Source organism: Streptomyces sp. NPDC058619, from assembly GCF_042717785.1.
Lineage (GTDB): Bacteria > Actinomycetota > Actinomycetes > Streptomycetales > Streptomycetaceae > Streptomyces.
This window is the reverse complement of the sequence record NZ_JBHXQN010000003.1, coordinates 219868-246159: the sequence shown is the minus strand read 5'-3', so window position 1 is coordinate 246159 and position 26292 is coordinate 219868. Positions and strand designations below refer to the sequence as shown.

The 26292-nt window shown below is 75.3% G+C and carries 24 protein-coding genes; 11 read left to right on the top strand and 13 right to left on the bottom strand.

Going from position 1 to position 26292, the window contains the following annotated elements:
- Positions 1-13: 13 nt before the first annotated feature.
- Positions 14-958 (bottom strand): nucleoside hydrolase, encoded by a 945-nt coding sequence (locus ACFWTC_RS05150; RefSeq protein WP_383919463.1) that lies wholly within the window; start codon positions 956-958, stop codon positions 14-16.
- A gap of 708 nt (positions 959-1666) precedes the next feature.
- Between ACFWTC_RS05150 and ACFWTC_RS05145 the strand changes: the two genes are divergently transcribed.
- A complete protein-coding gene (locus ACFWTC_RS05145) occupies positions 1667-3043 on the top strand; it encodes an erythromycin esterase family protein (RefSeq protein ID WP_384026205.1) in 1377 nt (458 codons plus the stop codon).
- A gap of 74 nt (positions 3044-3117) precedes the next feature.
- Here the strand turns inward: ACFWTC_RS05145 and ACFWTC_RS05140 are convergent, their stop codons facing one another.
- Complete coding sequence (locus ACFWTC_RS05140) at positions 3118-3687, bottom strand: hypothetical protein (RefSeq protein WP_383919458.1); 570 nt, start codon at positions 3685-3687, stop codon at positions 3118-3120.
- Between the two features lie 150 nt (positions 3688-3837).
- Positions 3838-4926 carry a DUF2330 domain-containing protein gene (locus ACFWTC_RS05135; protein ID WP_383919455.1) on the bottom strand — a complete coding sequence of 363 codons (1089 nt, stop codon included), beginning with the start codon at positions 4924-4926 and terminating at the stop codon, positions 3838-3840.
- A gap of 184 nt (positions 4927-5110) precedes the next feature.
- Here ACFWTC_RS05135 and ACFWTC_RS05130 point away from each other — a divergent pair, with 184 nt between their 5' ends.
- A complete protein-coding gene (locus ACFWTC_RS05130; RefSeq protein WP_383919453.1) occupies positions 5111-5857 on the top strand; it encodes a TauD/TfdA family dioxygenase in 747 nt (248 codons plus the stop codon).
- A 119-nt stretch (positions 5858-5976) separates the two neighbouring features.
- Here ACFWTC_RS05130 and ACFWTC_RS05125 read toward each other — a convergent pair whose 3' ends face one another.
- The 5 genes from ACFWTC_RS05125 to ACFWTC_RS05105 are packed head-to-tail and all read right to left on the bottom strand — an operon-like array spanning position 5977 to position 10732.
- Positions 5977-6642, bottom strand: coding sequence for an HAD family hydrolase (locus ACFWTC_RS05125; protein ID WP_383919450.1), 666 nt, complete (start codon positions 6640-6642; stop codon positions 5977-5979).
- A complete protein-coding gene (locus ACFWTC_RS05120; protein ID WP_383919447.1) occupies positions 6639-7742 on the bottom strand; it encodes an ABC transporter ATP-binding protein in 1104 nt (367 codons plus the stop codon). Before ACFWTC_RS05120 ends, ACFWTC_RS05125 begins: the two co-directional genes overlap by 4 nt.
- Before the next feature lie 4 nt (positions 7743-7746).
- Positions 7747-8664, bottom strand: a complete 918-nt coding sequence (locus ACFWTC_RS05115; RefSeq protein WP_383919564.1) for an ABC transporter permease — start codon at positions 8662-8664, stop codon at positions 7747-7749.
- Positions 8661-9566 (bottom strand): ABC transporter permease, encoded by a 906-nt coding sequence (locus ACFWTC_RS05110; protein WP_384026208.1) that lies wholly within the window; start codon positions 9564-9566, stop codon positions 8661-8663. The genes ACFWTC_RS05115 and ACFWTC_RS05110 overlap by 4 nt, the downstream gene beginning before the upstream one ends.
- On the bottom strand, positions 9566-10732 hold the full coding sequence (locus tag ACFWTC_RS05105; protein ID WP_383919442.1) for an ABC transporter substrate-binding protein: 1167 nt from the start codon (positions 10730-10732) through the stop codon (positions 9566-9568). The genes ACFWTC_RS05110 and ACFWTC_RS05105 overlap by 1 nt, the downstream gene beginning before the upstream one ends.
- A 244-nt stretch (positions 10733-10976) precedes the next feature.
- Between ACFWTC_RS05105 and ACFWTC_RS05100 the strand changes: the two genes are divergently transcribed.
- Positions 10977-11723 (top strand): GntR family transcriptional regulator, encoded by a 747-nt coding sequence (locus ACFWTC_RS05100; protein WP_383919439.1) that lies wholly within the window; start codon positions 10977-10979, stop codon positions 11721-11723.
- A gap of 35 nt (positions 11724-11758) precedes the next feature.
- On the top strand, positions 11759-11887 hold the full coding sequence (locus tag ACFWTC_RS05095; RefSeq protein ID WP_383919437.1) for a hypothetical protein: 129 nt from the start codon (positions 11759-11761) through the stop codon (positions 11885-11887).
- 153 nt (positions 11888-12040) lie between these two features.
- Here ACFWTC_RS05095 and ACFWTC_RS05090 read toward each other — a convergent pair whose 3' ends face one another.
- The gene (locus ACFWTC_RS05090) at positions 12041-12811 is read right to left on the bottom strand and encodes a reductase (protein WP_384026211.1); all 771 of its coding nucleotides are present in this window, start codon (positions 12809-12811) and stop codon (positions 12041-12043) included.
- Between the two features lie 208 nt (positions 12812-13019).
- Between ACFWTC_RS05090 and ACFWTC_RS05085 the strand changes: the two genes are divergently transcribed.
- Positions 13020-13253, top strand: a complete 234-nt coding sequence (locus tag ACFWTC_RS05085; RefSeq protein WP_383919432.1) for a hypothetical protein — start codon at positions 13020-13022, stop codon at positions 13251-13253.
- 244 nt (positions 13254-13497) lie between these two features.
- Positions 13498-13905, top strand: a complete 408-nt coding sequence (locus ACFWTC_RS05080; RefSeq protein WP_383919429.1) for an STAS domain-containing protein — start codon at positions 13498-13500, stop codon at positions 13903-13905.
- On the opposite strand, the gene ACFWTC_RS05075 is transcribed toward ACFWTC_RS05080, so the two are convergent.
- Complete coding sequence (locus ACFWTC_RS05075; protein ID WP_383919426.1) at positions 13895-14623, bottom strand: ABC transporter ATP-binding protein; 729 nt, start codon at positions 14621-14623, stop codon at positions 13895-13897. The two genes, ACFWTC_RS05080 and ACFWTC_RS05075, sit on opposite strands and share 11 nt — an antisense overlap.
- Positions 14624-14793: 170 nt before the next feature.
- Here ACFWTC_RS05075 and ACFWTC_RS05070 point away from each other — a divergent pair, with 170 nt between their 5' ends.
- The 4 genes from ACFWTC_RS05070 to ACFWTC_RS05055 all read left to right on the top strand — a co-directional run bounded on the left by ACFWTC_RS05070 (position 14794) and on the right by ACFWTC_RS05055 (position 23429).
- Positions 14794-18111 carry an FtsX-like permease family protein gene (locus ACFWTC_RS05070; protein ID WP_384026214.1) on the top strand — a complete coding sequence of 1106 codons (3318 nt, stop codon included), beginning with the start codon at positions 14794-14796 and terminating at the stop codon, positions 18109-18111.
- Entirely contained in the window at positions 18108-20846 is a 2739-nt protein-coding gene (locus ACFWTC_RS05065) for a hypothetical protein (protein WP_384026217.1), read from the top strand. The genes ACFWTC_RS05070 and ACFWTC_RS05065 overlap by 4 nt, the downstream gene beginning before the upstream one ends.
- Complete coding sequence (locus ACFWTC_RS05060; protein ID WP_384026220.1) at positions 20843-21826, top strand: ABC transporter ATP-binding protein; 984 nt, start codon at positions 20843-20845, stop codon at positions 21824-21826. The genes ACFWTC_RS05065 and ACFWTC_RS05060 overlap by 4 nt, the downstream gene beginning before the upstream one ends.
- 124 nt (positions 21827-21950) lie before the next feature.
- Positions 21951-23429: a condensation domain-containing protein gene (locus tag ACFWTC_RS05055; RefSeq protein ID WP_384026222.1), complete on the top strand. Its 1479-nt coding sequence runs from the start codon at positions 21951-21953 to the stop codon at positions 23427-23429.
- An 84-nt stretch (positions 23430-23513) separates the two neighbouring features.
- Here the strand turns inward: ACFWTC_RS05055 and ACFWTC_RS05050 are convergent, their stop codons facing one another.
- Positions 23514-24734: an RNA polymerase sigma factor gene (locus ACFWTC_RS05050; protein ID WP_383919561.1), complete on the bottom strand. Its 1221-nt coding sequence runs from the start codon at positions 24732-24734 to the stop codon at positions 23514-23516.
- A gap of 69 nt (positions 24735-24803) precedes the next feature.
- Positions 24804-25160 (bottom strand): YciI family protein, encoded by a 357-nt coding sequence (locus ACFWTC_RS05045; protein WP_384026225.1) that lies wholly within the window; start codon positions 25158-25160, stop codon positions 24804-24806.
- A 202-nt stretch (positions 25161-25362) separates the two neighbouring features.
- On the opposite strand from ACFWTC_RS05045, the gene ACFWTC_RS05040 reads away from it, so the two are divergent.
- Positions 25363-25740 (top strand): hypothetical protein, encoded by a 378-nt coding sequence (locus ACFWTC_RS05040; protein ID WP_383919411.1) that lies wholly within the window; start codon positions 25363-25365, stop codon positions 25738-25740.
- A 175-nt stretch (positions 25741-25915) separates the two neighbouring features.
- Here ACFWTC_RS05040 and ACFWTC_RS05035 read toward each other — a convergent pair whose 3' ends face one another.
- Positions 25916-26185 (bottom strand): hypothetical protein, encoded by a 270-nt coding sequence (locus ACFWTC_RS05035; RefSeq protein WP_383919408.1) that lies wholly within the window; start codon positions 26183-26185, stop codon positions 25916-25918.
- Positions 26186-26292 lie beyond the last annotated feature (107 nt).

Below are 26292 nucleotides of genomic sequence, written 5' to 3'. Positions count from 1 at the left end.
GCCGGCCGGCCGGTCAGGTGCTGCGGGAGCCGAGGGCCGTGACGGCCGCGACCATGCGGTCCCAGAAGCGGTCGGCGTCGAGGGTGACGGCGACCTGTGCGTTCACCGGGCGGTCCAGGTACCGGTGGAGGTCCACGACGGTGGCGCCACGGGTGTACCGCCCGTGCAGTTCGACGGTGACGTTCGCCTCCACGCAGCCGACGATCGACCGGTCGATGACCCGGGCCACCGCGACGGGGTCGTGCAGCGGCGGGTGGGGCATGCCCCACAGCCGGTTGTAGGCGGCGGCGAAGTATGCGAGGAGTCCGGCGCAGGTGTCGCCCAGTTCGGTGCCGAGGCCTTCGAAGCGGGCCAGGATCTCGGGGGTGGCCAGGGCCTGGTGGGTGACGTTGAGCCCGCACATGGTGACGGGGACTCCGCTGCGGAAGACGATGTCCGCGGCCTCCGGGTCGGTGTGGATGTTGAACTCGGCGGCCGGCGTGCGGTTGCCGCGCTCTGTGGAGCCGCCCATCAGGACGATCTCGCGGATGAGGGCGGCGCTGTCGGGGTAGCGGGTGAGCAGCAGGGCGATGTTGGTCAGCGGGGCGGTGGGCACCAGGGTGACCGGCTCCGGGTGGTCCGTCAGGATCCGGTGGATGAGGTCCACCGCGTGTTCCGGGACCACGTCGACGGTGGGGTCCGGGAACCGCGGCCCGTCCAGGCCGGAGGCGCCGTGTACGTCGGCTGCGACGGCCAGCGGCTGGACCAGCGGCCGGTCGCACCCGGCCGCGACGGGGACGTCCGTGATCCCGGCGAGGGTGCAGACCCGGCGGGCGTTGAGCGTGGTCTTCTCCAGCGTCTGGTTGCCGGCGACCGTGGTGACGGCCAGCAGGTCGACGGCGGGATCGGCGGCGGCCAGCATGATCGCTAGGGCGTCGTCGTGCCCGGGGTCGCAGTCGATGATCATCGGAACGGGCACGGGCGCTCCTCCTCGTCGGGGCCGGCCGGTACGGACACCTCCGGGCGGGGGCCCGCGGTGGGCCCCCGGGCCCTTCGCCGACCACGCCGCCCGCCGTCCGTAGCGGGCACGGCACGACGATACGTCGGGGCGGTCACGGCACGGTCCGGATCCGGCCGGATCGCGGGGACGGCGGGCGGGACCCACCGAACGGCCGCAGTCCGCGACGGCGGGTGCCCGACGTCCCGGCCGTCCGAACCCCCCGCCGCCCGTGTCACTCGACCGAACCGTGGGCGCACGGCGACCCGACGACACCACGGCACGGCCTGGATTCCAGCCAGCAAAAGCCGAGAACCCTTTCAGACCTTGTCTCTGCCGCGGCGGCCACGACAGCGGCTGCTGGAGCCAGGACCCCGTGGACTACGTCCCGCGCCCGGAAGCGGCGTTCGCCGCCTCCGGCCCTGCCGACTGAACCCCGCGAGCCGGGACGCGGCAGCTGGACGGTCGAACGCGCGCGGATTCCCCCGGAAGGCCGACGACACGATCACCGTCCCGGTCAAGGACGACGCGAGCCGCGGGGCGGCGATCTGCATCGCGAACACCGGCCCGACGTGCACCTCGTGCGCCCGACCCCCACCTCGCGTCCGGGCGGGAGGTGGAGGTAGCCCCACCCCCGGACCGGGGGTTTGGATCATGGTGGTGGTGGGCGTCGGACACGAGGCTGGGGGCATGAGACGACGCACTCCCGCACTTTCCGCCCTTCTGCTCCTGACGCTCGGGGCGGTGCTCGCCGCCGCTCCCCCGTCCCCGGCGGTGTCGCCGGTGCCCGCCCTGGAACGGGGCGCACACCCCCTGCGCACCACCGAGCCCACGGGCGGCGTGGACGACCTGCGCCCCGTGGGCCGGATGGTGGGCGACGCCCGGGTGGTGGGCCTGGGCGAGGCCACCCACAGTTCGCACGAGTTCCTCACGATGAAACACCGCGTCTTCCGCTACCTCGTCGAGGAGAAGGGCTTCCGCACCTTCGCCCTGGAGGGCAGCTGGAGCACCGGGCTGCGGCTCAACGACTACGTGCTGCACGGCAGGGGCGACGCCCGGCAGATCATGCGCGAGGAGTTCCAGAACACGTACGCCTGGTGGAACACCGACGAGTACCTCGGCCTCCTGCGGTGGATGCGCGCGTACAACGTCCAACACCCGCGGGATCCCGTGCAGTTCATGGGCGATGACTTCGCCTACGCCGGCCCGGAGCTCTACGACCAGGTGACCGACTTCGTCGCCCGGACCCGTCCCGCGCTCCTGCCGGAGCTCACCGCTCTGTACGACGGCCTTCGGCCGACGACCTCCGCCGACGCCTACATGAACGCGTACCTGACGAAGCCGCCGGCCGAGCGGCAGGAGATGGCGAACCGGACCGGGCGCGCACTGACCCTCCTCAGGCAGCAGAACCCGGGGAACGGGGCCGGGGCCGGGGCCGGGGCCGACGGGGAGGCGTACGCCTGGGCCGTGCAGCACGCCACCGCCATCGACCAGACGGCCAGGGGCTACGCCTTCGACTTCGCCGACCCCGCGCAGGTCGCGGCCTGCATGCGCTACCGGGACTCGGTCATGGCCGAGAACGTCGACTGGTGGCAGAAGAACACCGGGGACAAGGTGCTGCTGTCGGCGCACAACGCGCACCTGGCCCTGGAGACCCGCGACCCGGCGCAGTACCCGAAGGTGCAGGGCAGCTTCCTGCGCGACAAGCTGGGCACGGGCTACGTGAGCATCGGCACCACCTTCGACCGGGGCTCGTTCAACGCCACCGGTGACGACGGGAAGGTGCGCCGCCACACCGTGGGCCCGGCGCAGCCCGGCAGCAACGAGTACGTCCTGGACCGGGTCGGCCACCGCGACTACGTCCTGGACCTGCGCAGCGCCCCGTTCGCCGCCCGAACGTGGCTCGCCACGGCCCGCACCACCCGGAGCATCGGCACCGTCTACACCGGGCCCTCGGGAGCCGAGTACCCGGTCGCCCTCGCGTCCGCGCACGACGTCGTCATCCACCTGCACCGCGTCACCGCCGCCCGGCTGCTGCCGGCCGGCCCGGCACCCGCCGCACGGTGAACGGGCCCGTCCGGAGCCGGTTCGGTTCACCGGATCGCTCATCGAATCGGTCACCGAATCGGTCACCGGATCGGTCACCGGATCATCGTCGACCCCAGCTCGCCGGGCGTCTTCGGCACCCAGGGCCCGACCGCCGTGGCTTCTGCGAGGTCCGGCTCGGCCATGCTCACCCGCCAGCCGTCATGGTGCTCGATGGTCCCGGGCAGGACGTAGATCTCCTTGATCTGACCGGTGCCGTGCAGGTAGAGCACTACGGTCTGCCGGTACGAACCCTCGTCGTAGAACTCCGCGGTGATCTTCCCCCGGGCGCCCTTGCCGAACGCGGCGATCCAGTTCTCGGCAGTCTTGCGGGCGGCGCCGTCGTCCGGTGCGTCGTCCGCCAGGGACGCCAGCTCGCCGGGCTTGCCGTCGGCGATGCGCCACACCACCTGCTGGGTGATCCCCAACGTGCCCGTGGACGGAAACCCGACCACGGACAGCGGCGGATGGCTGCTGTAGTCCCCGGCGTACGCGATGTCGTCGGCGTCGTACTCCGCCGAGCAGCCGGTGAGCAGGCCGAGCGCCAGGACGACGGCCGACGCGATGCGGACGGTACGGCCGCTGCGGCCGCTGACGGCCCGTACCGCGGGCTTGTGGTTGTGCACGTGTCACCCTTGCGCTGACGAAAACGGGCCTCCGGGACGCGGACTGCGTCCCGGGCGGTCCCGATACGAGAACAGCAAGGTAACGCGGACGCGCACGGCCCCCGGTGCCGGGGGCCGCAGGCGGCTCCGCACCGGCCGACACCGCCGGCGTCAGGTCCCCGTGCGCGCGCGGCGGCGGCGAAGGCGGAGTGACCCGGTGAAGGCGGCCACCGCGAGGACCAGGGCCACAGCGATGGTCAGGAGCCAGACCGGGATGCCGCCCCACACCGTGAGCAGCTCGTCGTGGTGGATCACCCGCCGGTACGGGGTGTCCGCGGGCGCGGCGCGCAGTTCGTGGTCGGCGTCGATGCGGGACGGGTCCGGGAACCGCTGGTCGATCGCCGTCAGGAACACCGGCCCGGTGCCCGCCAGTTCGGCGAGCGGGCCGTCCTTCGGGGAGACGGTGCCCGCGAACGTCACCTCCGGGGCGGAGCCGCCGATGCGGGAGGCGGGTTCCATGCGGTGGTCGGCCAGCACGTAGAGGCCGAGGGACTGCGGGGTCCGGGCGAGGCGGGACAGCCGCATCGGGTAGACCAGCCGCGGGCTGTCGAAGCGGATCTTCAGGGGGTCCAGGTCGCCGCGCAGCACCGCGTCCGGCCGGCGCGGGGCGAGCCGCACCGCGACGTACTCCCACTTCTGGTCCACGTACGGCTTGACCTCGGCGGCGAGCCGGTCGGAGAGCGTGAAGCCGTTGGCCTCCAGCCAGTTCTGCAGGGCGCTGGGGTCGGTGGCCGTGAGGCGGGCGACGTCGAAGTCGCCGAGCTGCTCGCGGCCGACGACGCCGACCCCCGTCCCGTCGCCGCCCGGCGGCGCGGCTCCCGCACTGTCGCCGCGGCCCGAGGAGAAGGGCCAGTCGGAGTCCCGCGGCCAGAAGTAGCCGCGGGCCCGGCGCTCGGGCCGGGTGAGCGAGGCGAGTTCGCCGAACAGGGTCCCGTCCCCCAGTTCCACCGTCGCCCGCCCCGGCACCGGCATGATCCAGGCGGCCCGGCGGGCGTCGCCGCCGACGGTGAAGCGCATCACGATCTGTTCCGTACGGCCGTCCCAACGCACCACCGAGGTCTCCCGGTCGACCCCGATCCGGGACTGCCCGTCGGGCACCATCGCCCCGCAGCCGCAGGCGTACGCCGGGCTGATCAGGGAGCCCAGCTGGGTCGCGAGCAGGGCGAACAGCAGCGCCAGGATCCTTCGTTTCGTCCACACGGGGTCTCAGACGACCGCCCCCGCGTTCCGGTTCCGGACGCCCGCGCGGCCCGATCCCGTCCTCCCGCCCCCGCCCTTCCCCCGGAGCCACCTGGCCGTCACCGGGGGCTGCCAGCATGCCCGGGGCGACGGCCGGACCGAGGCCGACAAGGAGCTGTGGGCCGCGGCGGACCTGCGCGGGCGCGTGCCGGAGGCCGGCTGGAAGGCGTACGGGAGTGGTCCGCGGGTTCGCGAGGAGGTACTGGAGAGCGTGGCGCGGCTCGGGTTCGCGCTGCTGCGGGGCGTGCCGACCCGGGACCGCGCGGTGCTCGACGTGGCCCGGACGTTCGGCTTCGTGCGCGAGACGAACTACGGCCGGCTCTTCGAAGTGCGCGTCGAGGCGGCTCCCACCGACCTGGCCTTCACCGGCGCCGGGATCGCCCCGCACACCGACAACCCCTACCGGGACCCCGTGCCCACGCTCCACCTGCTGCACTGCCTGAACGGGGCACCCGGCGGTGACTCCGGGCTCGTGGACGGCTTCCACGCCGCCGCGCTGCTGCGTGCGGAGGACCCGCACGCCTTCGCCGTACTGGCCCGCACCCCCGTGGAGTTCGTGTTCGCGGACGCGCACACCGAGCTGCGCGCCGAGCTGCGCGCCGAGCGGCCGCTGATCGACGTGGACCCGCTCGGGCGCATCCGCGAGATCCGCTTCAACAACCGTTCCATCGGCACCCTGCACGGGCCCGCCGACGAGGTCGACGCGTCAACGCGAGTTGTTCGGAGTACGAGACCGTGTCCGGCGGCATCCGCGCGACCAGCGCGCCGACCGCTCGGCGACGCCCCCCTGCGCCCGGGGGCCGGCGGGGCCGGTTCCGGTGGCGGTGCCTGGTTCACGTGCCCAGCCTGCCACGGCCGGCGGGGCGGGCGGGAACGGGGGCGGGGCGGCTGAACCGGGCCGGACCGGACCGCCCCGGACGGGAGGGCGCCGCACCGTACCCGAGGGCGCCGCACCTACCGAAGGGCGCCGAAGCGTACCGGCCGCACCCGGTCCCCGGCCCGTCCGGCGGCTCATCCCCGGGCCGACGCCTCCAGGCACCGCCGCAGCAGTTCCGGGGTGACCTCCTCCAGCGAGCTGGCGAAGGTCCGCGCCGCCGACGCCGGGACCGCCAGGAGCGACGGCACCACCAGGACCCCGCACCCGGCGGCCTCCGCGGAGGCGGCGCCGTCCGGCGAGTCCTCCACCGCCACGCACCGCCCGGGAGCGAGGCCCAGCCGGGCGGCGGCGGCCCGGTAGGGGTCCGGGTGCGGCTTGGTGCGCCCGGTGTCGTCGGCGGACACGGTGAACGCGAAGGGGACGTCGGCCAGCGAACCGCCCACCACCGAGTCCACGACCACCCGCGGCGAGGCGCTGACCAGCGCGAACGGCACGCCCTCGGCCTCCAGCGCGGCCAACAGCCGCCGAGCTCCGGGGCGTACGGGCGCCCCGGCGTCGACCCGGCGGAAGAAGTCCCCGGTGAGCGCGGCGGCGACCTCGGCCGCGTCGCCCGCGCCCGCGGCCCGTACCAGGTGGGCGGCGGTGTCCCCCACCGCCCGGCCGACCACCTCCGGCGCGTCCGCGTGGCTCAGTGCGTACCCGAGCTCCCGGGCGATCTCCTCGGTGGTCCGCCACCACAGCACCTCGGTGTCGACGAGCGTGCCGTCCATGTCGAACAGGACCGCTCCGAGGGCGCTCACGCGGGCCCCGCCACGACGAGCACCGGCCGCTCGGCCAGGCCCATGGCGGCGCGGGTGCCGGGCGCCAGGTCTCCCGCGTCCCGCGAGGGCAGGTCCGCCTTGACCCGGACGCCGCCGGGGAGTTCGAGGTGGAGCCGGGTGACGGAGCCGAAGAAGGAGGCGGAGACGACGGTGGCGTCGCCGTCGGGGTCGGCGCTCGCCGTCACGTTCTCGGGGCGTACGAGGACCTCGACCTCCGTGGTGGCCGGCACCGGTCCGTCCACGGGCAGCCGTACGCCCGCCACCTCCACGAGGCCGGAGCCCGTGAGCCGTCCGGGCAGCCGGTTCATGGTGCCGACGAACTCGGCCACGAACGGCGTCGAGGGGCGCTCGTACAGCTCGGCCGGGGCCGCGCACTGCTCCAGCTTCCCCGCGTTCAGGACCGCGACGCGGTCGGCCATCGACAGCGCCTCCTCCTGGTCGTGGGTGACGAACACGGTGGTGATGCCCAGGGACAGCTGGAGCCTGCGGATCTCCTCGCGCAGGTTCGCCCGTACCTTCGCGTCCAGCGCGGAGAGCGGCTCGTCGAGCAGGAGCACGCGCGGGCGCAGGGCCAGGGCGCGGGCCAGTGCGACGCGTTGCTGCTGACCTCCGGACATCTGGTGCGGGTAGCGGTCGCCGTGGTCCGGCAGCCCCACCAGGTCGAGGAGTTCGGCGGCGCGCTCGCGGCGCTGTGCCGCGCCGGCCTTGCGGACCCGCAGGCCGAAGGCGACGTTGTCGCGGGCGCTGAGGTTCGGGAAGAGGCTGTACGACTGGAAGACCATCCCGGCGTCACGGCGGTTGGCCGGGACGCGGGTGATGTCCTGCCCGTCGACCAGGACTTCGCCGGAGTCCGGCTGCTCGAAGCCGGCGACCACGCGCAGGGCCGTGGTCTTCCCGCAGCCCGACGGGCCCAGCAGGGCGAGGAGTTCACCGGGCTCGACGGTGAGGTCGAGGCCGTCCAGCGCGACGGTGGAGCCGAACGCCCGGCGCAGGGCGCGGAACTCGACGCGCGCGCCCGCGGGCGCGGCGGAGTCGGCGGGCTTCCCGGCCGCGGGGGCGGTGGTGGGCGTGGTGGACATGGGCTCAGGATTCCTTGCGGGAGGTGGTGGCGGGCGTCGCCGCGGCCGTGGACGGGGCGGTGCCCGCCCGGGACAGGGCGAGCAGCAGCAGCCAGGTGATGAGGAGACTGAGGACGGAAACGGCGACCGACATGCGTGCCTGGGCTCCGGAGATCGACACGATCCAGACGGCGAAGGGCTGGAAGCCGAGGAGGGAGGCGATGGTGAACTCGCCGAGGACCAGGGCGAGGGTCAGGAACGCGGCTCCGGCGAGCGCGGCCCGCAGGTTGGGCAGGAGGACGCGCAGGACGACGTACGGCCAGCTCGCGCCGCAGCTGCGGGCGGCCTCGACCAGGGTCGGCACGTCGACGGCGCGCAGTCCGGCGTCGAGCGAGCGGTACACGAACGGCAGGGCCAGCACGGTGTAGGCGAGGACCAGGACGACCGGGAAGCTCTCGTTCTGCACGGCCAGGAAGGTCTGGTAGAGCGGGGTCCGCGACAGGTGCTCGGGGCCCCAGCGCAGGACGGTGGTGATCCCGGTGACCAGGGCGATCGGCGGTACCACCAGCGGCAGCATGCACATCACCTCGACGACCGGCCGCAGCCGCGGGGAGCCGATGCGTACGGCAACCAGCGCGGGCACCGCGAGCAGCAGGGACAGGGCGATGGTCGCGGTGGCGAGGCCCAGGGACAGCAGCAGGCTCCCGGTGAAGCCGTCGGCGGCGAGCAGTCCGGTGTACGCCTCGAAGGAGATGCCCTGCCCGGGCACGTGCACGGTGAAGACGAAGGAGGCGAGGAGCGGCAGGACGAAGTAGGCGCCCGCGAGGGCGAGTACGGCGCCGCGCCAGACGCGGGGCCGGCGCCGGGCCCGGAGCGCGGCGGGGCGCGGGGCCGGGGCCCCGGCGTCGGCCACCGGGGTCGTGCGGGCGGCGGTCGGGGTCATCGCAGCCATCGGGCGCTCCGTCGCTGGAGGGGCAGGTAGACCGCCATGACCAGGCCGGCGATCAGGATCATGTCGAGGCCGAGGGCGAGCGCCACGTTCTCCTGGCCGGTGAGCACGTTGCCGGACAGCGCGTCCGCGATCTTCAGGGTGACCAGCGGTACGGATCCGCCGACGAGGGCCGCCGCCGTGGCGTGCGCGGCGAAGGCGGTGCCGAAGAGCAGCACGAACCCGCCGAGCAGCGAGGGTGCGAGCACCGGCAGGCCGACGTGGCGCCAGAACTGTCCGCCGGTGGCCCCGCTGTTCTGGGCGGCCTCGCGCCATTGGGGGCGCAGTCCGTCCAGGGCGGGGGCGATCACCAGCACCATCAGCGGGGTGAGGAAGTACAGGTAGACCACGGTCAGTCCGGTGAAGGAGTACAGGTTCCAGCCGAGGCTGGCGAGGTCGGCGAGCTGGGTGACGACCCCGGAGATCCCGACCGTGGCGATGAAGGCGAAGGCGAGCGGGACACCGCCGAAGTTGGCCAGGACGCCGGAGGCGGTGAGGGCCGCGCCGCGCAGTCCCGCCGAGCCGGAGGTGACGACGGCCTGGGCGATGACGACGCCGAGGACTCCGCCGATAAGTGCGGTGAGGGCGGAGAGCTGGACGCTGCCGACGAGCGAGTCGAGGTACGGGCCCTGGAGGGAGCGGGCGAGGTGCTCGCCGGTCAGTGCGGTGGCGCCGGTCGCCGGGTCGGTGCGGGTGACGGCGCCGAAGGCGATGGCGCCGAGCGGGATCCCGAAGCACAGGCCGGTGAAGGCGAGGAGGGGGAGGGCGGCGAGCCAGGTGCGCGGGCCGCGCCGCCGGCGGCGGCTGGTGCCGCCGGCGGTCCCCGTCGGGTGGGGGGTGGTGGAGGTGGCGGACATCAGGAGAGGGCCTTGTCCCACTTCTCGGCGAGGGCGGCCTTGGCCCTGTCGAGCTCCTCGGACGCGGGGAACGCCGGGGTGCCCTGGACCTGGGGGAGCTTGGCGACGGCGTCCTTGTCGGCGGTGCCGTCCTGGGTCATGGCGGGCAGCAGCACGGGGCGGGCGTAGCCCTTCAGCCACAGGTTCTGGCCCTCGGCGCTGTACAGGAACTCCATCCACAGGCGGGCGGCCGCCGGGTTCGGGGCCTCCTTGTTGATGGCCTGCGAGTAGAACTGGGCGAAGACCCCGTCGGTGGGGACGGCGACCTTCCAGTCGACGCCCTTGCCCTTGAACTGCTCGGCGTAGCCGGCGTTCAGGTAGTCCCAGTCGATGGAGATGGGCGTCTCGCCCTTCTCGACGGTGGCCGGGGTGGACTCGACGGGGATGAAGTTCCCGCTCTTCTTCAGCTGCCCGAAGAAGTCGATGCCGGGCTGGATGTCGGCGAAGGAGCCCTTGTTCGCGAGTGCGGCCGCGTACACGCCGCCGAAGGCGGAGCCGGACTTGGTGGGGTTGCCGTTGAGGGCGACCTTGCCCTTGTACTCGGGCTTGAGCAGGTCCGCGAAGGTCTGCGGGCAGGTGGGGACGCGGGCGGCGTCGCAGCCGATGGAGACGTAGCCGCCGTAGTCGTTGTACCAGCGGCCGTCGGCGTCCTTCTGGCCGGCGGGGATCTTGTCCCAGGCGGCGACCTTGTACGGGGCGAAGAGGTTCTCGGCGGCCCCGCTGCGGGCGAAGGCGATGCCGAGGTCCAGTACGTCGGGGGCGCGCTTCTGGCCCTTGCGGGACTTGACGGCGGCGATCTCGTCGGAGCTGGAGGCGTCCGGGTTCTCGCTGTTGACCTTGATCTTGTACTTGGCCTCGAAGGCCTTGATGATCTCGCCGTAGTTCGCCCAGTCCGGGGGCAGCGCGATCACGTTCAGCTGGCCCTCCTTCTGCGCGGCGGCGGTGAGGGCCTCCACGGAACCGAAGTCGGCCGCGGAGGTCGCGGCGCCCGGCTGCTTCGCGTTCTTCGCGTCGCCGGCGGCACCGGCGGGCTGCGGGTCGGGGGCGGCGCCGCACGCGCTGAGCGTGGTGAGGACGGTGGCACTGAGCAGTACGGCCGCACCGCGACGGGCGGAGGAACTGAGCACGGTCTCTCCCGGAGACAGATCCAAAAGGGGGTCGTTCACTTGTCTGAACAAGTTGGCTCCAGTTCGCCCGGGCCCGCTGTACGGACGGTGAACGGCGCCCGTCGCCGGGAGCACGACTCGGGGAAGAGACGAGAATGGCCGGAAGCAGACGTGCCCGGAGCTGCTGGACTGATCATGGAGGGACCGGGGGCCGGGGTCCGCGATCCCGGCACCCGGCACACACCGCGATGAGGGAGCGAACGGCATGGGCACGGTCCGGTACCTGGAGATCGCCGCCGCGCTGCGCGGGGCGATCGCCTCCGGCGAGCTCCCGGTGGGCGGACAGCTGCCCTCCGAGAGCGATCTGGCGGCCCACTGGTCCGCCTCCCGCGGCACGATCCGCCAAGCGGTCGCCACGCTCGCCGCGGAGGGCCTGATCGGCTCCCGTCAGGGGGCGCGGCGGATCGTCCTGCGGGACGAGAGGCGGCACAGCTTCGGCGAGTTGAACAGCTTCGCGCAGTGGGCCGAGGGGGTCGGGCACGAGGCAGGGAGCCGCTTCCTGTCCCGGGTCCGCCGGCCCGCCACGGCCGAGGAGGCGGACCGGCTGCACCTGGCGCCGGGCACCGGGATCCTGGCCGTGCTGCGGCTGCGCCTGCTCGACGGCGAGCCGGTGATGGTGGAGCGGACCGCGTACGCCGACTGGGTCGCGGCGGCGGTCGAGGCGATGCCGGCGGACTGCCGGTCCGTCATGGACGCCCTGGCCGAGGACTCCGGGGTGGTGGCCCACTACGGCGAGCACCTCATCGACGCCCTCGCGGCGGGCAGCGAGGACGCCCGCCTCCTGGGGATCCGGCGCGGTAGCCCGCTTTTGCGCCAACGGCACGTCTCGGCGACGTCGGCCGCCCGCCCCATCGAGTGGTCCGACGACCGCTACAGGGCCGGCAGCGTGACCTTCAGTGTGAGCAACTCAGCGGTAGCAACCCCTCTGGAACGCCGCCCGGGCGACCACTGACCCCCACCGCGCCCTGCGGCAGTCCCGGACCGGAGGTGACGGCGCCGGTCGCCATCGGGCACGACAGCCGCGCACAGGCGCACACGCTCGTCAGCGCAGAGGGCGAGGAGCGCGGTGGCGGACGTCTCGACCGCCGCAAGGAGACCGCCTCGCCCCTGCCGTGATCGCTGGCGGCGTCCTCGTCAGCACGCCCACGCCCCCCAGGACACGCCCCTGTCCTCCAGGACGTGCCCCTGGAGCCGGGATCGGGGCTGGAAGTCCGAGGGCCGGGGCAGGGGGTCCCGGGCAGGTCCGGGGCAGGTACGGGGCAGGGGACGTCAGGCAGGGCGGGTCGCTTCGGCCAGCGCGGTCGGCAGCCAGTCGGCGGTCCGGCCGAAGGCGCACCCGAGGGCCGCGGCCCGGCCGCTGTCCATGGCGTAGGCCCGGTCGAAGGAGAACGGCGAGGCGTCGGCGCCGTGCCCGACGATCCGGTACCGCGGCCGTCGGCCCAGCCGCTCCGCGACCGCCTCGCACAGCGCGGTCACGTCCAGTGCGCCGTGCGAGGCCGCGTTGACCGGCCCGCTGAACTCCCCCTCCGCCGCCCAGTGCAGGAACTCCGCGATCTCCAGGTGGTGGATGAACGAGGTCGCGTACGGGGCCTCGTGGACCGCCACCGGAGTGCCGGAGCCGATCCGCTCCACGTAGTGCGCCAGCCGCCCGGTGAAGTCCGCCGGGCCGCCGCCGAGGACGTGCGCGACCCGTACCGCGGCGAACGGGAGGGCGGGCTCGTACAGGAACACCGCCTCGGCCTGCCGCTTGCCCTCGGCGTACGCCCGCGCGGGCCCGAGCCGGCGCCCGACCTCCCCCGGGTCCCACCACGGGTGCGCGGCCGGGGACGGCGTCCACCCCGGGCCGGCGGGCTCCTCCACCGGGACCCGCCGCCCCGGGTCCGCCGGGCCGGGCAGGGTGGCGGGGTCGTACACCTCCATGGTCGAGGTCATGACGTAGCGTCCGGTCCGGCCGGCGAAGACCCGGCGGGCGACGGCCGCCTGGAGCGGCGTGTAGCAGACCTGGTCGACGACCACGTCGGACGTCCGCGTCCCCAGCACCGCCTGGTTGCCTCGACCGGGACGCGTCGGTGGTCGGGGCCGTGGCCCCGCACCCCGGCCTGTCCGAGGCGCTGCTGCGCGCCGCGGTGGCCCGGTACGGGGTGCAGGTCCACGGCGGGGTCGCCTCCGACCCGGACGCGCGGGAACCCTGTTGGAGGAACTGGCCCGCCACCAACCGCCCGTGCGGTGGGCCCTGCGGAAGACAGCGGTGCACCCGAACGCGACGCCCGGGGCCCTCCTGCCCTGCCTGGCCGACTCCCGGGCCGGCTCCCACGCGGCCGCCCACCCCGCCCTGCCGCCCGAGGCCCTCACTCGCCTCCTCTCGGGCGCGGGCGAGTCACTGGCGGGCGCCGCGGCCGCCAACCCGGCCCTCCCGGCGCAGGTGATGGAGGAACTCCTCGCGCGCTCCAGCGAGCCGGGCGGGACCAGCCCCGCCCGGTAGGCCGGCACGACGGCCTGGGCATGCACCTCCTGGCGGGGGTCGCGATCGCCGTGCTCGGGAGTCTGCTTTCCGCCCGGGCGGCCGCCCCGATGACCGTCGCGTCGGCGCTGCACACCGCAGTGCGGCCCGCCCGGGCGCGGGTGCGGGCGCGAAGATCGCCGGAACGGGTCAGCGGGGCGGCCCGCGCGGGTGAATGAGCGGGTCCCGCCCGTTCCGTACCGGGGTGCGGCCCGTTGGGGGAGGCATGCGCACTCCGATAGACGCCCCGGTAGACGCCCCGGTCCTGCCCGCCGCCGCTCCGGACGAGTCCTTCGCGGAGCTCCCCGTCGAGGCCGGCCCCGGCCCCCTCCCCCGCATACGGGCCACGCTCCGCGGTGACGTCCTCGCCGTCCGCCTGGACGGGGAGTTCGACCACTACACCTGCGTGCCCCTGCACCGCCTCCTCGTGGACGGCGCGGCCCGCGGCGCCCGCCGCCTCGTCCTGGACGCGACCCGCGTGACCTTCTGCGACTCGGGCCTCCTGCTCGTGCTGGACCGGTGGGTCCGGGCCGGCGGTCGCGTGGAGGTGGCCGCCGGCTCCCGGGCCGTCCGGGTGCTGATGGAGCTGGCGGCGCGCCTGCCGCTGCCGCCCGGCGGCGGTTTCAGCCCGTAACCGCCTGCTCCGCGCCCTGCCCCTCCACGATGCGGCCGTCGCGCAGCTCCACGACCCGGTCGGCGAGTTCGATCAGGACCGGGTCGTGGGTGGCGACGAGGACGGTGACTCCCTCGCTGCGCACCACGGCCCGCAGCAGCCCCATGATCTGCCGTCCGGTCTCGGAGTCGAGCTGACCGGTCGGTTCGTCCGCGATGATCAGGTCGGGCTCGTTGGCCAGGGCGCGGGCCACCGCGACGCGCTGCTGCTGTCCGCCGGAGAGTTCGCCGGGGCGCTGTTCCGCGTGTTCGCTCAGCCCCACCAGGGCGAGCAGGGTCCGGGCCCGTTCCTCGCGCTGCGCGGCGGGCACCTTGCGCAGCCGCATCGGTACGCCGACGTTCTCCGCGGCGGTGAGCACCGGGATCAGGCCGAAGGACTGGAACACGAAGCCGATCCGGTCGCGGCGCAGTTCCAGCAGCCCGGCCTCGTCCAGGCCCGCCAGGTCCGTGCCGTCGAGGGAGACGGCGCCGCCGGACGGGGTGTCGAGGCCGCCGACCACGTTCAGCAGGGTGGTCTTGCCCGAGCCGGACCGGCCTTTGAGCGCGGTGAGTTCGCCCCTGCGCACGTCGAACGACACACCCCGCAGCGCGTGCACGGCCTGCTCCCCGGTGCCGAAGCTGCGGTGCACGTCGACCACCGTCAGGATGGGTTCCGGCGTGCTCTCCCGGTGCTGCGTCATGGCGTGCGCTCCCCCTCGAATCGGCCTTCCGGCGGCGTCCGAGGCGCCACCCGTTCGCATTTGCTCACCCGCCACACATATCGCGCAAGTCCCTTCCGCCATGCGTTCGAATCTGGCAGCATCGTCCGCTATCCGGTACCAACGGTCCGGATGGGGGAGGAAACAGGCACATGCTCGGCTTCGTCACGCGCCGGCTGCGCGGGCGACTGCCGCTCGCCGTCGCCGTACTGCTCACCGTCCTGATCACGACGACCGTGCTGACGGCGCTGTTCGCCTTCACCCGCGGCGTCGGCGAGGCGGGGTTGCGGCAGGCGCTCCAGGGCCCGGGCCACTCCCGTGCCACCGTCCTGGTGACCTCCGAGCACGCCGCGGCCTCCCGCGCGGCCGACGAGCAGGCGGTACGCGCCTTCTCCGACGAGCTGTTCGGCCGGCTGCCGGTCGCCGTGGAGAGCCTGGCACGCAGCCGCCCGTACGGGCTGCCCGGGGCGGTCTCCCCCGGCAGGCAGCCCGATCTGACCCTGCTCGCCTCCCTCGACCGGGCGCGCGTACGCCTCCTCGACGGCCAGTGGCCCGGGGCCGCCGCGGAACCCGGACCGCTCGCGGTCGTTGTCCCGCGGGCCGCGCTGGCCCGGCTCGGACTGACCGGGGCCGCGCTGCCCGCCGAGGTCCGCCTGGACGACCGGTTCGGCGGCGCCCCGCTCACCGTCCGGGTCACCGGCGTGTACCTGGCCGCCGACCCCGACTCCCCTTACTGGCGGCTCGATCCGGTCGGCGGCCGCGGGCTCCGGGTCGGCGGGTTCACCACGTACGGGCCGCTGCTCGTGGACGACTCCGCCTTCACCTCCGGCGCCCTCGCGCAGAACGGCCGCGCGTCGCTGCTGGACCCCGACTTCTCCGCCGTCGACGCCGCCGGGGCCGAGGCGCTCCGCGGCCGGGCGGCGGGGCTCGCGGACGGGGCGCCGGAGGAGTCCGGGGTGAAGGCCCCCGCCGGGCACCAGGCCACGTCGGATCTCCCCGCCGTGCTCGCCGAGCTGCGCTCCGGGCAGTCCGTCGCCCGCTCCTCGCTGCTGGTCGGCGCGCTCCAGCTGGCCGTGCTGGCCGGGGCCGCGCTGCTGCTCGTCTCCCACCTCCTGACGGACCGGCAGGAGCCGGAGCGCGTCCTGCTGACCGCGCGCGGCGCCTCCCGCCTGCGGCTGGGCGCCCTGGGCGCGGCCGAGTCCCTGCTGCTCGCCCTGCCCGCCGCCGTCCTCGCCCCGCTGCTCACCCCGCCCCTGCTGGACCTGCTCACCGGCTTCGGCCCGCTGTCCGGGGTCCCGCTGGACACGTCCGGAACCTGGCTGTCGTGGCCGGTCGCAACCGCCTGCGCCCTGGGCTGCGTCCTGCTGACCGCGCTGCCCGGCGCGCTGCGGGGCGCCGGGGCCGCCGCACTGCGCCGCAGCGGCCGCCGTCAGGCCCTGGTCGCAGGGGCGGCCCGGTCCGGCGCCGACCTGGCGCTGCTGGCTCTCGCCGTGCTCGCGTACCGCCAACTCGCCCGGTACGGCAGCGGGGAGGACCCCGGGTCCGGCACCGACGGCGCCAACGGCTCTGCGACCGCGGCCTCCGACGGCTTCGGCGTCGACCCGGTGCTGGTCGCCGCCCCCACGCTGGCCATGTGCGCCGGCACCCTGCTCGTGCTGCGGCTGCTGCCCTTCGCCGCCCGGCTGGGCGGGCGGATCGCCGCGCGCGGCAGCGGCCTTGGACCCGCCCTGGTCGGCTGGCAGCTGGCCCGCCGGCCCAAGCGGTCCACCGGGCCGGTGCTGCTCCTCGTGCTCGCCGTCTCCAGCGGTGTCCTGGCGCTCGGCCAGCACACCGCCTGGTCCGCGTCCCAGCGCGACCAGGCAGACTTCGCCACCGCCGGCGGCCTGCGGATCTCCGGCAGCGAGCTGAACCCCGCGGGCCGCGGCGGCCGGTACGCCGCGCTGCCCGGCGGCGAGCGCGTCGTCCCGGTGGTGCGCACGGTCCAGGACCTGCCGGGCGGGAAGCCCGCCCAGGTGCTCGCGCTGGGCGCCGCCGCCGTGGCCGACCGGGTGCCGCTGCGCGCCGACCTGCGCGACGGGCGCCCGATGCGGGAGCTGTTCGCGCCACTGGCAACGGCCGGCCCGGCCGGCGGGAACGCCGTCGAGCTGCCCGGACGGCCGCGCCGCATCGACGTCGACGTGACGGTGCGGGTGCCGGAGGGCGCTTCCCGGGCGGGCCTCGGACTGCTGCTGCGGGACCGGTTCGGGCTGACGTTCCGGTCGCCGATGCTCCGCCTGCCGGAGTCCGGGGACGGCACCGTCTCCGTGGACGTCGACGCGCTGGCCGGGGCGCCCCTCGGCGCTCCCGCCGCACCCCTGTCGGTCGCGGGGCTGGTCCTCTCGTACGGCGCGGAGTACTCCGGCACCTACCGGTTCCCCCGCGAGGACGCGGAGGCCCCCGGGGAGCTGGCCGTACGCCGCCTCGCCGTCGCCGACACCCCCGGCGGGCCGTCCGTGACCGTACCGGTGCCGGCCGGGGCTCCGGGCTGGACCCTGAAGACCCCGACGCTGAACGGCGGCGCCCCCGCCGCCGAGCTGCTGCCCCCGCCGGACGGCGCACCGGCGCTCCCGCGGCTGCGCTACCGCGGCGGCGGGGACACCGCCGGCGGCATCCAGCTCGGGCTGGTCCCGGGCGCGGCCCCAGCGCCCGAGGTGCCCGGCGTCGCCACCCACCGCTACCTCGCCGCGGTCGGGGCCGGAGTCGGGGACCTGGTCCCCGTCCCGCTGGGCGGGGCCACCGTCCCGGTCCGGGTGACCGCGGCCGTCGGCTCGCTGCCGGTGGCCGGCGACACCGCGCTCGCCGTCGACCTGGCCACCGCCGGACGGCTGCTGGCGGCCGACGGCGGGCTGGAGCTGCCCCCGGCCGGCGAGTGGTGGCTGCCCGCCGCGTCGCCGTCCGACCCCGCGCCCGCGCGCGCGGCGGCCGAACTGCGCGCGGGCGCCGGGTCGCAGCAGGTGGAACTGCGCGAGGAGGTCGCCGCCGTGCTGCTGGACGACCCGCTGAGCGCGGGCCCGCAGAGCGCGCTGGCCGCCCTCGCCGTGGCCTGCGCGGTGCTGGCGGCGATCGGCTTCGGAGCGGCCGCCGCGGCCACCCGGCGCGAGCGGGCCGCGGAGTTCGCGGTCCTGCTGGCGCTCGGAACGCCCCGCCGGAGACTGGCCCGTACCGCTGCCGCCGAAGGCGGGCTCCTGGTCGGCCTCGCCACCGCCGTGGGGCTGGGGCTGGGCGCCGCCGTGGTCCACCTGGTGGTGCCGCTGGTGGTGTTGACGCCGGCCGCGCGCCGGCCCGTGCCGGAGATCCTGGTGGACCTGCCGGGCACCCAGACCCTGCTGATGGCCGCCGCGATCGCCGCGGTACCCCTGCTGTCGGCCGTCCTCGGCGGCCGGTACGACCGAGACGTGGCCGCCCGGCTGCGGCACGTGGAGGAGATGTGACCGGCCCGGCCCCCACCGCCGGCGAGCGACGGCGGTTCCGGCCCGCGCCCTGGGTGCGGACCCGGCTGCGCGCGGCCCCGCTGGCCGCGCTGCTCGCCGCCGCCCTGGCGTTCGTCGCCGTACTGCTGGCGGCCGCGCTCCCGCGGGCCGTGGACCGGGGCGCCGACCACGCCCTGCGCTCCTTCCTGCACGAGCGGGGGCCGAGCGAGACGAGCCTGACCGCCGTCGCCTCCGCGCGGTACGGACAGCTGACGCCGGCGGACATGGACTCCGTCCTGGCCGAGCTGCGGGCGCGTACGGGCGGCACCTTCCGGGTCGCCCCGAGCGGTCCGGTACACGGCGTGCGCGCGTTGAAGGGGCGCTCCCTCGCCAATCCGGGCCTGGCCCGGCCCGAGGGCGTCGCCCCGCGCCTCAGCCTGCTGCACCTGCCCGAGATCGCGGCCCACACCCGGCTGGTCGCCGGCCGCTGGCCGGAGGGCGGGGCGCCCGGCGCGCCGGTCCCGGTCGCCCTGTCCCGCAAGGCCTCCGAGACCCTCAAGGCCCCGCTGGGCACGGTGCTGGAATCCGTGGCCGACCTCGGCGTGAGCGACCGGGCCGAGGTCGTCGGCCTCTACGACGCCGACCCCGCCGACGTCTACTGGACCGATCTCCCCTGCCTGACCAGGGCCTGCGAGAACGTGACGGTGCCGCCGGAACCGAAGATCTTCTGGGAGACCACCGCCGTCGTCGGGGCGGACTCCATCGACCGGCTGGCGCCCTGGGGCCGCGGCGCCGACTTCTTCTGGCGGCTCCCGGTGGACACCTCGGTCCTGCGCGCCGACCGCATGCCCGGTGTCGAACGGGAGGTCGCCGCGTTCGTCGCCGGTCCCACCGCCGCCGAGCTGGCCCTCGCCATCAAGCGGCCGGACCTGCGCATCACCTCCCGCCTCCCCGCCCTGTTCGCCCAAGCGGAGGCCCGGCAGCAGGCGGCCGCGCCGCTCGCCGCCATCGGCCCGGCCGGCGTCGCCGGGGTGGCCGCCGTGGTGTTCTGCCTGGCCGCCGCGCTCGGCGGCGACCGGCGCGAGGCCGAGCTGCGGCTGCTGCTCGCGCGCGGCGGTTCGCGCCGGTCCATCGTGCGCCGCCTGCTCGGGGAGGGCGCCGTCACCGTGCTGCCCGCCTCCGCGCTCGCCTGCTGGCTCGCCCTCGTACTGCTGCCGGCGCCGCGGGCCACGGCCTCGCTGTTCGCCGCCTCGGCCGTCGCGCTCCTGGCCCTCCTGGCCCTTCCCGTACGGGCCTTCGTGCTGCTGTCCGCTCCGCGCGGGCGGAGCCCCCGGCGGCGGCTCGTCCCCGAGCTCCTCGTCGTGGCCGCCACCGGCGCCGCCGTGTTCGAGGTGCGCCGGCGCGGGGTCGCCCCGGCCGGGGCCGGGCTGGACCCGCTGCTGGTCGCGGCGCCGCTGCTGCTGGCGCTGACCGGCGGGCTGCTCCTGGCCCGCATCCAGCCCGCCCTCGTGGGGGCGCTGGCCCGGGCCGCGGCCCGGCGGCCCGGCGTGGTCGGCTTCCTCGGGCTGGCCCGCGCGGCACGCGGCACCGGGGGCCGCGCGCGGCCGTCGGTGCTGCCGCTGGTGGCGCTGCTGCTGGCCGTGACCACCGCCGGGTTCGGGGTCACGGTGCTGGGCTCGGTGGACTCCTCCCGGCTGGGGGCGGCCCGGCAGGCCGTCGGCGGGGACAGCCGGATCGTGGCGCGGGAGGGCGATCCGCTGCCGCCGGAGCTGCTCCGGGCCGCCGCCGCGCTGCCCGGCGTGCGTACCTCCGTCCCCGTGTGGACGAGTGACGACGCGTTCCTGTTCGGCACCGCCAAGGGCTCCCCCCACGTCACGGTGGTCGTCGCCGATCCGGTGGCGTACGCCGAGCTGGCCCGGACGGCCGGGCGCGGCGGCTTCGATCCGGCCGTCCTCGTGGCGGGCGGGCCCGGCTCCCCCGTGCCGGCGCTGTTCAGCAGTGACCTCGGCGGCCCGGCGGGCGCGGGACAGGAGGCGCTGCGGCTGCGGATCGGCGGTGACGAACTCCGGGTCAGGGCCGCCGCCGTGGTGGACGGCACGCCCGCGCTCGACGCCTCCGCGACGGCCACGATCGTGCTGCCGGCCGGGCCGGCTGCCGCGGCCGTACCCGGGTCCGCCCGGCCCAACCGGTGGTTCGCGACCGGTCTCACCGACGGGACCCGGCTCGCGCAGCTGGTCACCACCGCCGCACCCGGGGCGACGGCGGAGCAGTACCGCACGGCCACGAGCTCCGGCATCGTGGCCGAACTGGCCGCGGACCCGCTCCAGAGGTCGGCCGGCCGGCTGTTCTGGGCCTCGCTGGCGAGCGCGGCGGGCTTCGCCCTGCTGGCCCTCCTGCTGACCCTGGTCCGGGCCGCGCCCGAACGGGCCGCGCTGCTGGCCCGGTTGCGCACCATGGGGCTGCGGCCCCGGCAGGGAGTCGCGCTGATCCTCGCCGAGGCCCTGCCGCAGGCACTGGTCGCCGCGTTCGGCGGTGCGCTGGTGGCACTGGCGGCGGTGGCCCTGCTCGGGCCGGCCGTGGACCTGTCCACGCTCGTCGGTTCGCCGGTGCCGGCCGGGCTGCGGGCGGACGTGTGGCCCGTACTGTCCCAGTCGCTGGGCCTGGCGGGCCTGGTGTCGGCGGTCGTACTGGCCGAGGCCGCGATATCCGGCAGGCGACAGATCACCACCGAGTTGAGAGCGGGAGACCAGCGATGAGCAGCGAGGCGCCCACCTACCAGGAGCTGCGGCAGCAGGCGCTGGCCGCCGCCGCACCCCGCGGGCACACGGCCGGGGCCGCGATCGTCTGCGACCGCCTGGTCCGCGTCTTCACCACGGCCGGGGTGGAGGTCCAGGCCCTGCAGGGGCTCGAAATGAGCGTCGCACAAGGTGAGTTGATGGCGCTGGTCGGCGCCTCGGGCAGCGGCAAGTCCACCCTGCTGGGCATCCTCGCCGGGCTGGACGTCCCGACCGCGGGAACCGCCACCGTCGGCGGCTACGACCTGCTGGAGATGTCCGCCGGGGAGCGGCTGCGCTACCGGCGCGAGGCCGTGGGCTTCGTCTGGCAGCAGACCGCGCGCAACCTGCTCCCCTTCCTGACCGCCGCGCAGAACATCGCGCTCCCGATGCAGCTGCGTGGCGGCCGGCGCGGTGCGGCCCGGCGCCACGCGGCCCGCACCGCCGAGCTCCTGGAGGCCCTCGACATCGCCGACCTCGCCGACCGCCGCCCCGCCGCGCTCTCCGGCGGCCAGCAGCAGCGGGTGGCGATCGCCGTGGCCATGGCCAACGATCCCGCCGTCCTCCTCGCCGACGAGCCCACCGGGGAGCTCGACTCCGAAACCGGAGCGGCGGTCTTCGAGGCCCTGCGGACCGTGAACCGCGAACTCGGGGCGACCGTGGTCATCGTCACCCACGACCCCCTCGTGGCCGGCGAGGTCCGGCGTACGGTCGCCATGCGCGACGGCCGCACCAGCACCGAGGTGCTCCGCCGCACCGTCACCGACGAGCACGGCGCCGAGTCCGTGAGCGAACGCGAGTACGTCATGCTCGACCGCAGCGGCCGCGTCCAGCTCCCCCACAAGTTCCTGGAGGCCCTCGGCATGGAGCACCGCGTCGCGGTCGACCTCGCCGCCGACCACATCGAACTCCGCCCGGACAGCCACGGCGCCGCCGGTGGCACGGGCGGCTCCGGCGCCTGAACCGCACGCCGCCGGACCACCCCGCCGCAGCGCTCCCCCGGCTCCGCCCCGAGTGATTCCGTCACTTACCCGGCCCGGGGGTCGTTAGGGCCTGGGGGTTGACTCGGGGCGAAGGGATGACGGAATGCGGCAGTTTCCTCTGGAGATGCACCACGTGGCACCCGGTCGGGTGGTCGAGTGGCGGTTGCGGTCCACGGCGGCGGAGGCCGACGGCCAGGGCGAGGGGGCGGGCAGGAGGGCGTCCTTCAACCAGGACAAGCACTTCACCGTCGCCGAGGAGAGCCGGGCCGCCGACGACCCCGCCGCCTCGTGGCTCGCGGTCACCTTCGAGGTGGCCGGAGCGCTGGACGAGCCGGCCCTGGCCCGCGCACTGCTCTGCTTCGTCCAGCGCCACGAGGTGCTGCGGTGCGCGTTCCGGCGGCTGGCCGGAGAGCTCGCCTGCGAGCCCTTCGCGCCGGAGGAGCTCGCACTCGACGCCGAGCACGTGGGGGCGTTCGACACCTCCGAACGGCTGCGCGGCTTCCTCGTCGAGCGGTTCACCCGGAGCATCGACACCCTGTCGTGGCCGCTGTTCGTCATGGGCGCGGTGCTCCGCGACGACTCGGCCACGGTCTACCTCGCGTTCGACCACATCGTGTGCGACGGCATGTCGATGCCGGTGGTCGTCCAGGAGGTGATGACTGCGTACGAGGCCCTGTGCCGCGGCGAGGAGATCGCGCCGGAGCCCGCGCCGAGCTACCTGGACTTCGCGGAGGAGCAGCGCCGCCGCTACCTGTCCATCGACGTCCGTGACGAACGCCTGGACTACTGGAAGTCCTTCATGGGCCCGGAGGAGGAGTTCTTCCCGCGCTTCCCCCTGGACCTCGGCGTGGAGCCGGGACGCATGTACCCGATCGTCAACGAGGCCTCCCTGCTGCTGGACCCGGGTGAGGCGGAGGTGTTCGAGAAGACCTGCCTGGCGGTCGGCGGCAAGCCGTTCATGGGGGTGCTGGCCTCGGTCGCGGTGTGTCTGCGCGAGGCGGGCGGGCCCGGGGTCTACCGGGGCCTGATGCCGGTCAGCGAGCGCGGCCGCGATACGTGGGCGGACTCGGTGGGCTGGTTCGTGAACACCATGCCGATCGAGTTCGACGCCTCGCCCGGCCGGGACTTCGGCCAGGTGATGGCGGGGGTCCGGGCCGGGTTCGGCGAGATGATCGCGCACATCGACGTGCCGTTCGTCCGGGCGTGGGAGCTGCTGGCGCCCGAGGAGTTCGCGGCCCGGTCCTGGCCGTACCCGGTGAACTTCTTCTCGTACATCGACATGCGCAAGTGCCGGGGCGCCGAGCGGCACGACGAGTGGCGGCCCGCCACCCACGTGTGGTCGGCGCGCGCCAACGGGGCGTGCTCCTGGTTCCAGCGGGACGCGGAGGGGCTGCACATGAACTCCCTCTACGTGGACACCGCGGCGGCCCGGCGCACCATGGGCGGCTTCCAGGAGGCGCTGCGCCTGACGGTCCAGCAGGTCACCCGTTGCGGCGGCTTCGGCCGGCCCATCGCCCTGACCGCGCCGCGGCGGCCGTCGCGGACGCCGCTCGACGTGGCCGCGTTCGCCCGGCGCGCCTGAGCCGGGGCCGGCAGCCGCGGGTCCCCGGGCCGCGCGGATCCGTACGCGGGATCGTGTGAGGGGGGTGCCCGCGCTTCCGCTCGTTCAGAGGCGGGCGGCGCGCTGGAGGAGCAGGGCGCGTTCCTGCCCGTTGTGCGTGAGCGCGGCGGCGCGCTCGAACTCCGCGCGGGCCTCCGCCGGGCGGCCGAGCCGCTCCAGCAGGTCTCCCCGTACGCTCGGCAGCAGGTGGTAGGCGCGCAGGGCGGGTTCCGCCGCGAGGGCGTCGACGAGCGGCAGCGCCGCCTCGGGGCCCCGGGCCATCGAGACGGCCACGGCCCGGTTGAGTTCCACCACCGGCGAGGGGACGAGCAGGACGAGCCGCCCGTACAGGGTGGCGATCGCCGTCCAGTCGGTGTCCTCGTAGCGGACGGCCGCCGCGTGGCAGCCGGCGATGGCGGCCTGGACGGAGTACGGGCCGGTTCCCGCGTGCCGCATCGCCGCGACGCCCCGGTGGATGAGCAGCCGGTTCCACTTGGACCGGTTCTGGTCGGCGAGCAGCACCGGTTCGCCGCCGGGGCCGGTGCGGGCGGCGATGCGGGAGGCCTGGAACTCCAGCAGCGCGGCGAGCCCGTGCACCTCGGGTTCGGCGGGCATCAGGGCGGCCAGGACGCGGGCGAGGCGCAGGGCGTCCTCGCACAGGGCCGGGCGGACGAGGTCGTCGCCCGCGGTCGCCGAGTACCCCTCGTTGAAGACGAGGTAGATGACTTCCAGCACCGAGGCGAGCCGCTCGTGGCGGTCGGTCCCGTACGGCACCTCGAAGGGCACGCCCGCCTTGGCCAGCGTCCGCTTCGCCCGGACGATGCGCTGGGCGACGGTGGCCTCGGAGGTGAGGAAGGCCCGGGCGATCTCCTGGGTGGTGAGTCCGCCCATCAGGCGCAGGGTGAGGGCGATCCGGGCCTCGGTCGCCAGGACCGGGTGGCAGGAGGTGAAGACCAGCCGCAGCAGGTCGTCGTCGATGTCGTCCGGGTCGGCCGGCTCGGCGGGCGGCGGTACGTCCTCCAGGGTCCGGCCGACCTCCGCGAGCTTGCGCGCGTACGTCTCCTTGCGGCGGACGAGGTCGATCGCGCGGTGCTTGGCGGTGGCCGTGAGCCAGGCGCCCGGCCGGTCCGGGACACCCGTGGCGGGCCACTGTTCCAGGGCGGCGACGACGGCGTCCTGGGCGAGCTCCTCGGCGATGCCGACGTCGCGCACGATCCGGGCGACGGCGGCGATGATCCGCGCGGACTCGATCCTGAACACCGTTTCGACCGCCTGGGCCGTACTCACTGCCGTCACGGCCACCCATCAGAGCAGCCGTGACGCGGCAGGGCAAACGCGGCGCGGGGCGCCGCCGGGTCACATCTCCTGGATCTCGCGCACCTCGGCGCTGAGGTTCCAGTGGGCCGGGTGGATCTCCAGGAACCGCCTGGTCCACTCGACGGCCTCGGCCTTGTCCTTGCACTGGCTCAGGGAGTAGCCGCCCACGACCTCCTTGGTCTCGGTGAAGGGGCCGTCGGTGTAGCTGATCTTCCCGCCGGACCAGCTGAGACGGGTGGCCTCGGAGGTGGGGAACAGCCCGGCGGTGTCGAGCATGACCCCGGCCTTGGTGATCTCCTCCAGGAGGGCGCCCATGCGCTGCTCGAAGTCGGCGGGGAAGCCCTCGGTGGGCAGGTTCTGCTCGTCGATGCGGATCATCGTCAGGAAGCGCGGCATGGTGACTCCTCGGTCGGGAGGGCGGGGGCGTTCCCTGCCTCTCACCTCTGCGTCGAACGGGAGGCGCCCGGATCGACAGCTCCCGGGAAATTCTTCGAAGAATCTTCGGAGACGGCCACCGGACCGTCCGCACGGCCCTCCCCCACCGGATCTACCCACGAGTAGGATCGGCGGGCCCAGGCCGTTCCCGAGAGGAAACCCGATGCCGCGCAGCCCCTCCTCCCCCCTGCTCCTCGCCGGACTGCTGGCCGGGTCCGCGCTCGCCCACGCGGCCCTGCCCGGGCCGTTCGACGCGATGGTCCCCCGCTCGCTGCCGGGCCGCCCGCGGCAGTGGACGTACGCGAGCGGCGTGGCCGAGCTCGTCCTGGCCGCCGGTGTCGCCCATCCGCGGACCCGGCGTACGGCGGCGCTGGCCGCGGCGGTCTTCTTCGTTGGGGTGCTCCCGGCGAACGTGAAGATGGCGGCCGACGCGCGGCGCCGCTCGCCCGCCGTCCGGGCCGCGACCATCGCCCGGCTGCCGCTCCAGGTACCGCTGGTGCTGTGGGCGCGCAGCGTGAGCCGCAACGCGGCGGGCCGCTGACGCATCCGGTCGCCCGCTGACGCATCCGGTCGCGGCGGCCCGCCGGAAGAACAGCACGAGCCCCCGGTCGCACGTCGGCGGACCGGGGGCTCGCCCGTCCCGTGGCTCCGGTCGGCTCCGGGCCCTCCCGTTCCGCCTTCGGGCGCCCGTCGACTCCGCCGGGGCGGCCCGCCGGTCAGCGGCTGTCGCCGGTCCAGTCCCAGTGACCCGGGTCGGCAGCGCGGCGCCGGTAGTGGGCGCGGCCGCCGGCGCCGTAGCGCCCTATCTCCGTGGGGAGGCGGGCCTCTTCGGCGAGCTGCGGGGCGCTCCAGCCGGTGACGTCGAGCAGGAGCCCGTCGAGGGGTCCGCCCACGAGTTCGCCGTAGACGTGGCCGGGGCGGGGGCCGGGGTCGGGGTCGTCGTGGTCGGCGCCGTAGACCCGGCGCCGGAGCATCCTGTCGTCCATGGGTCCAGCTTCACAGGCGCCACTGACAACGGGCCCGCCGCGGGCCGCCGCGCCGACCGGCGATGATGGGGGCGCCCCGCCGATGACCGGCGGGCGCACGAGCGAGG

Excerpts from the sequence above, each read along its gene's own strand:
- ACFWTC_RS05080 (WP_383919429.1), top strand. The coding sequence starts at position 13,498 with ATGCGCACTCCGATAGACGCCCCGGTAGACGCCCCGGTCCTGCCCGCC.
- ACFWTC_RS05035 (WP_383919408.1), bottom strand. The coding sequence starts at position 26,185 with ATGGACGACAGGATGCTCCGGCGCCGGGTCTACGGCGCCGACCACGAC.
- ACFWTC_RS05040 (WP_383919411.1), top strand. The coding sequence starts at position 25,363 with ATGCCGCGCAGCCCCTCCTCCCCCCTGCTCCTCGCCGGACTGCTGGCC.
- ACFWTC_RS05115 (WP_383919564.1), bottom strand. The coding sequence starts at position 8,664 with ATGACCCCGACCGCCGCCCGCACGACCCCGGTGGCCGACGCCGGGGCC.
- ACFWTC_RS05060 (WP_384026220.1), top strand. The coding sequence starts at position 20,843 with ATGAGCAGCGAGGCGCCCACCTACCAGGAGCTGCGGCAGCAGGCGCTG.
- ACFWTC_RS05045 (WP_384026225.1), bottom strand. The coding sequence starts at position 25,160 with ATGCCGCGCTTCCTGACGATGATCCGCATCGACGAGCAGAACCTGCCC.
- ACFWTC_RS05120 (WP_383919447.1), bottom strand. The coding sequence starts at position 7,742 with ATGTCCACCACGCCCACCACCGCCCCCGCGGCCGGGAAGCCCGCCGAC.
- ACFWTC_RS05145 (WP_384026205.1), top strand. The coding sequence starts at position 1,667 with ATGAGACGACGCACTCCCGCACTTTCCGCCCTTCTGCTCCTGACGCTC.
- ACFWTC_RS05055 (WP_384026222.1), top strand. The coding sequence starts at position 21,951 with ATGCGGCAGTTTCCTCTGGAGATGCACCACGTGGCACCCGGTCGGGTG.
- ACFWTC_RS05100 (WP_383919439.1), top strand. The coding sequence starts at position 10,977 with ATGGGCACGGTCCGGTACCTGGAGATCGCCGCCGCGCTGCGCGGGGCG.
- ACFWTC_RS05070 (WP_384026214.1), top strand. The coding sequence starts at position 14,794 with ATGCTCGGCTTCGTCACGCGCCGGCTGCGCGGGCGACTGCCGCTCGCC.
- ACFWTC_RS05110 (WP_384026208.1), bottom strand. The coding sequence starts at position 9,566 with ATGTCCGCCACCTCCACCACCCCCCACCCGACGGGGACCGCCGGCGGC.
- ACFWTC_RS05075 (WP_383919426.1), bottom strand. The coding sequence starts at position 14,623 with ATGACGCAGCACCGGGAGAGCACGCCGGAACCCATCCTGACGGTGGTC.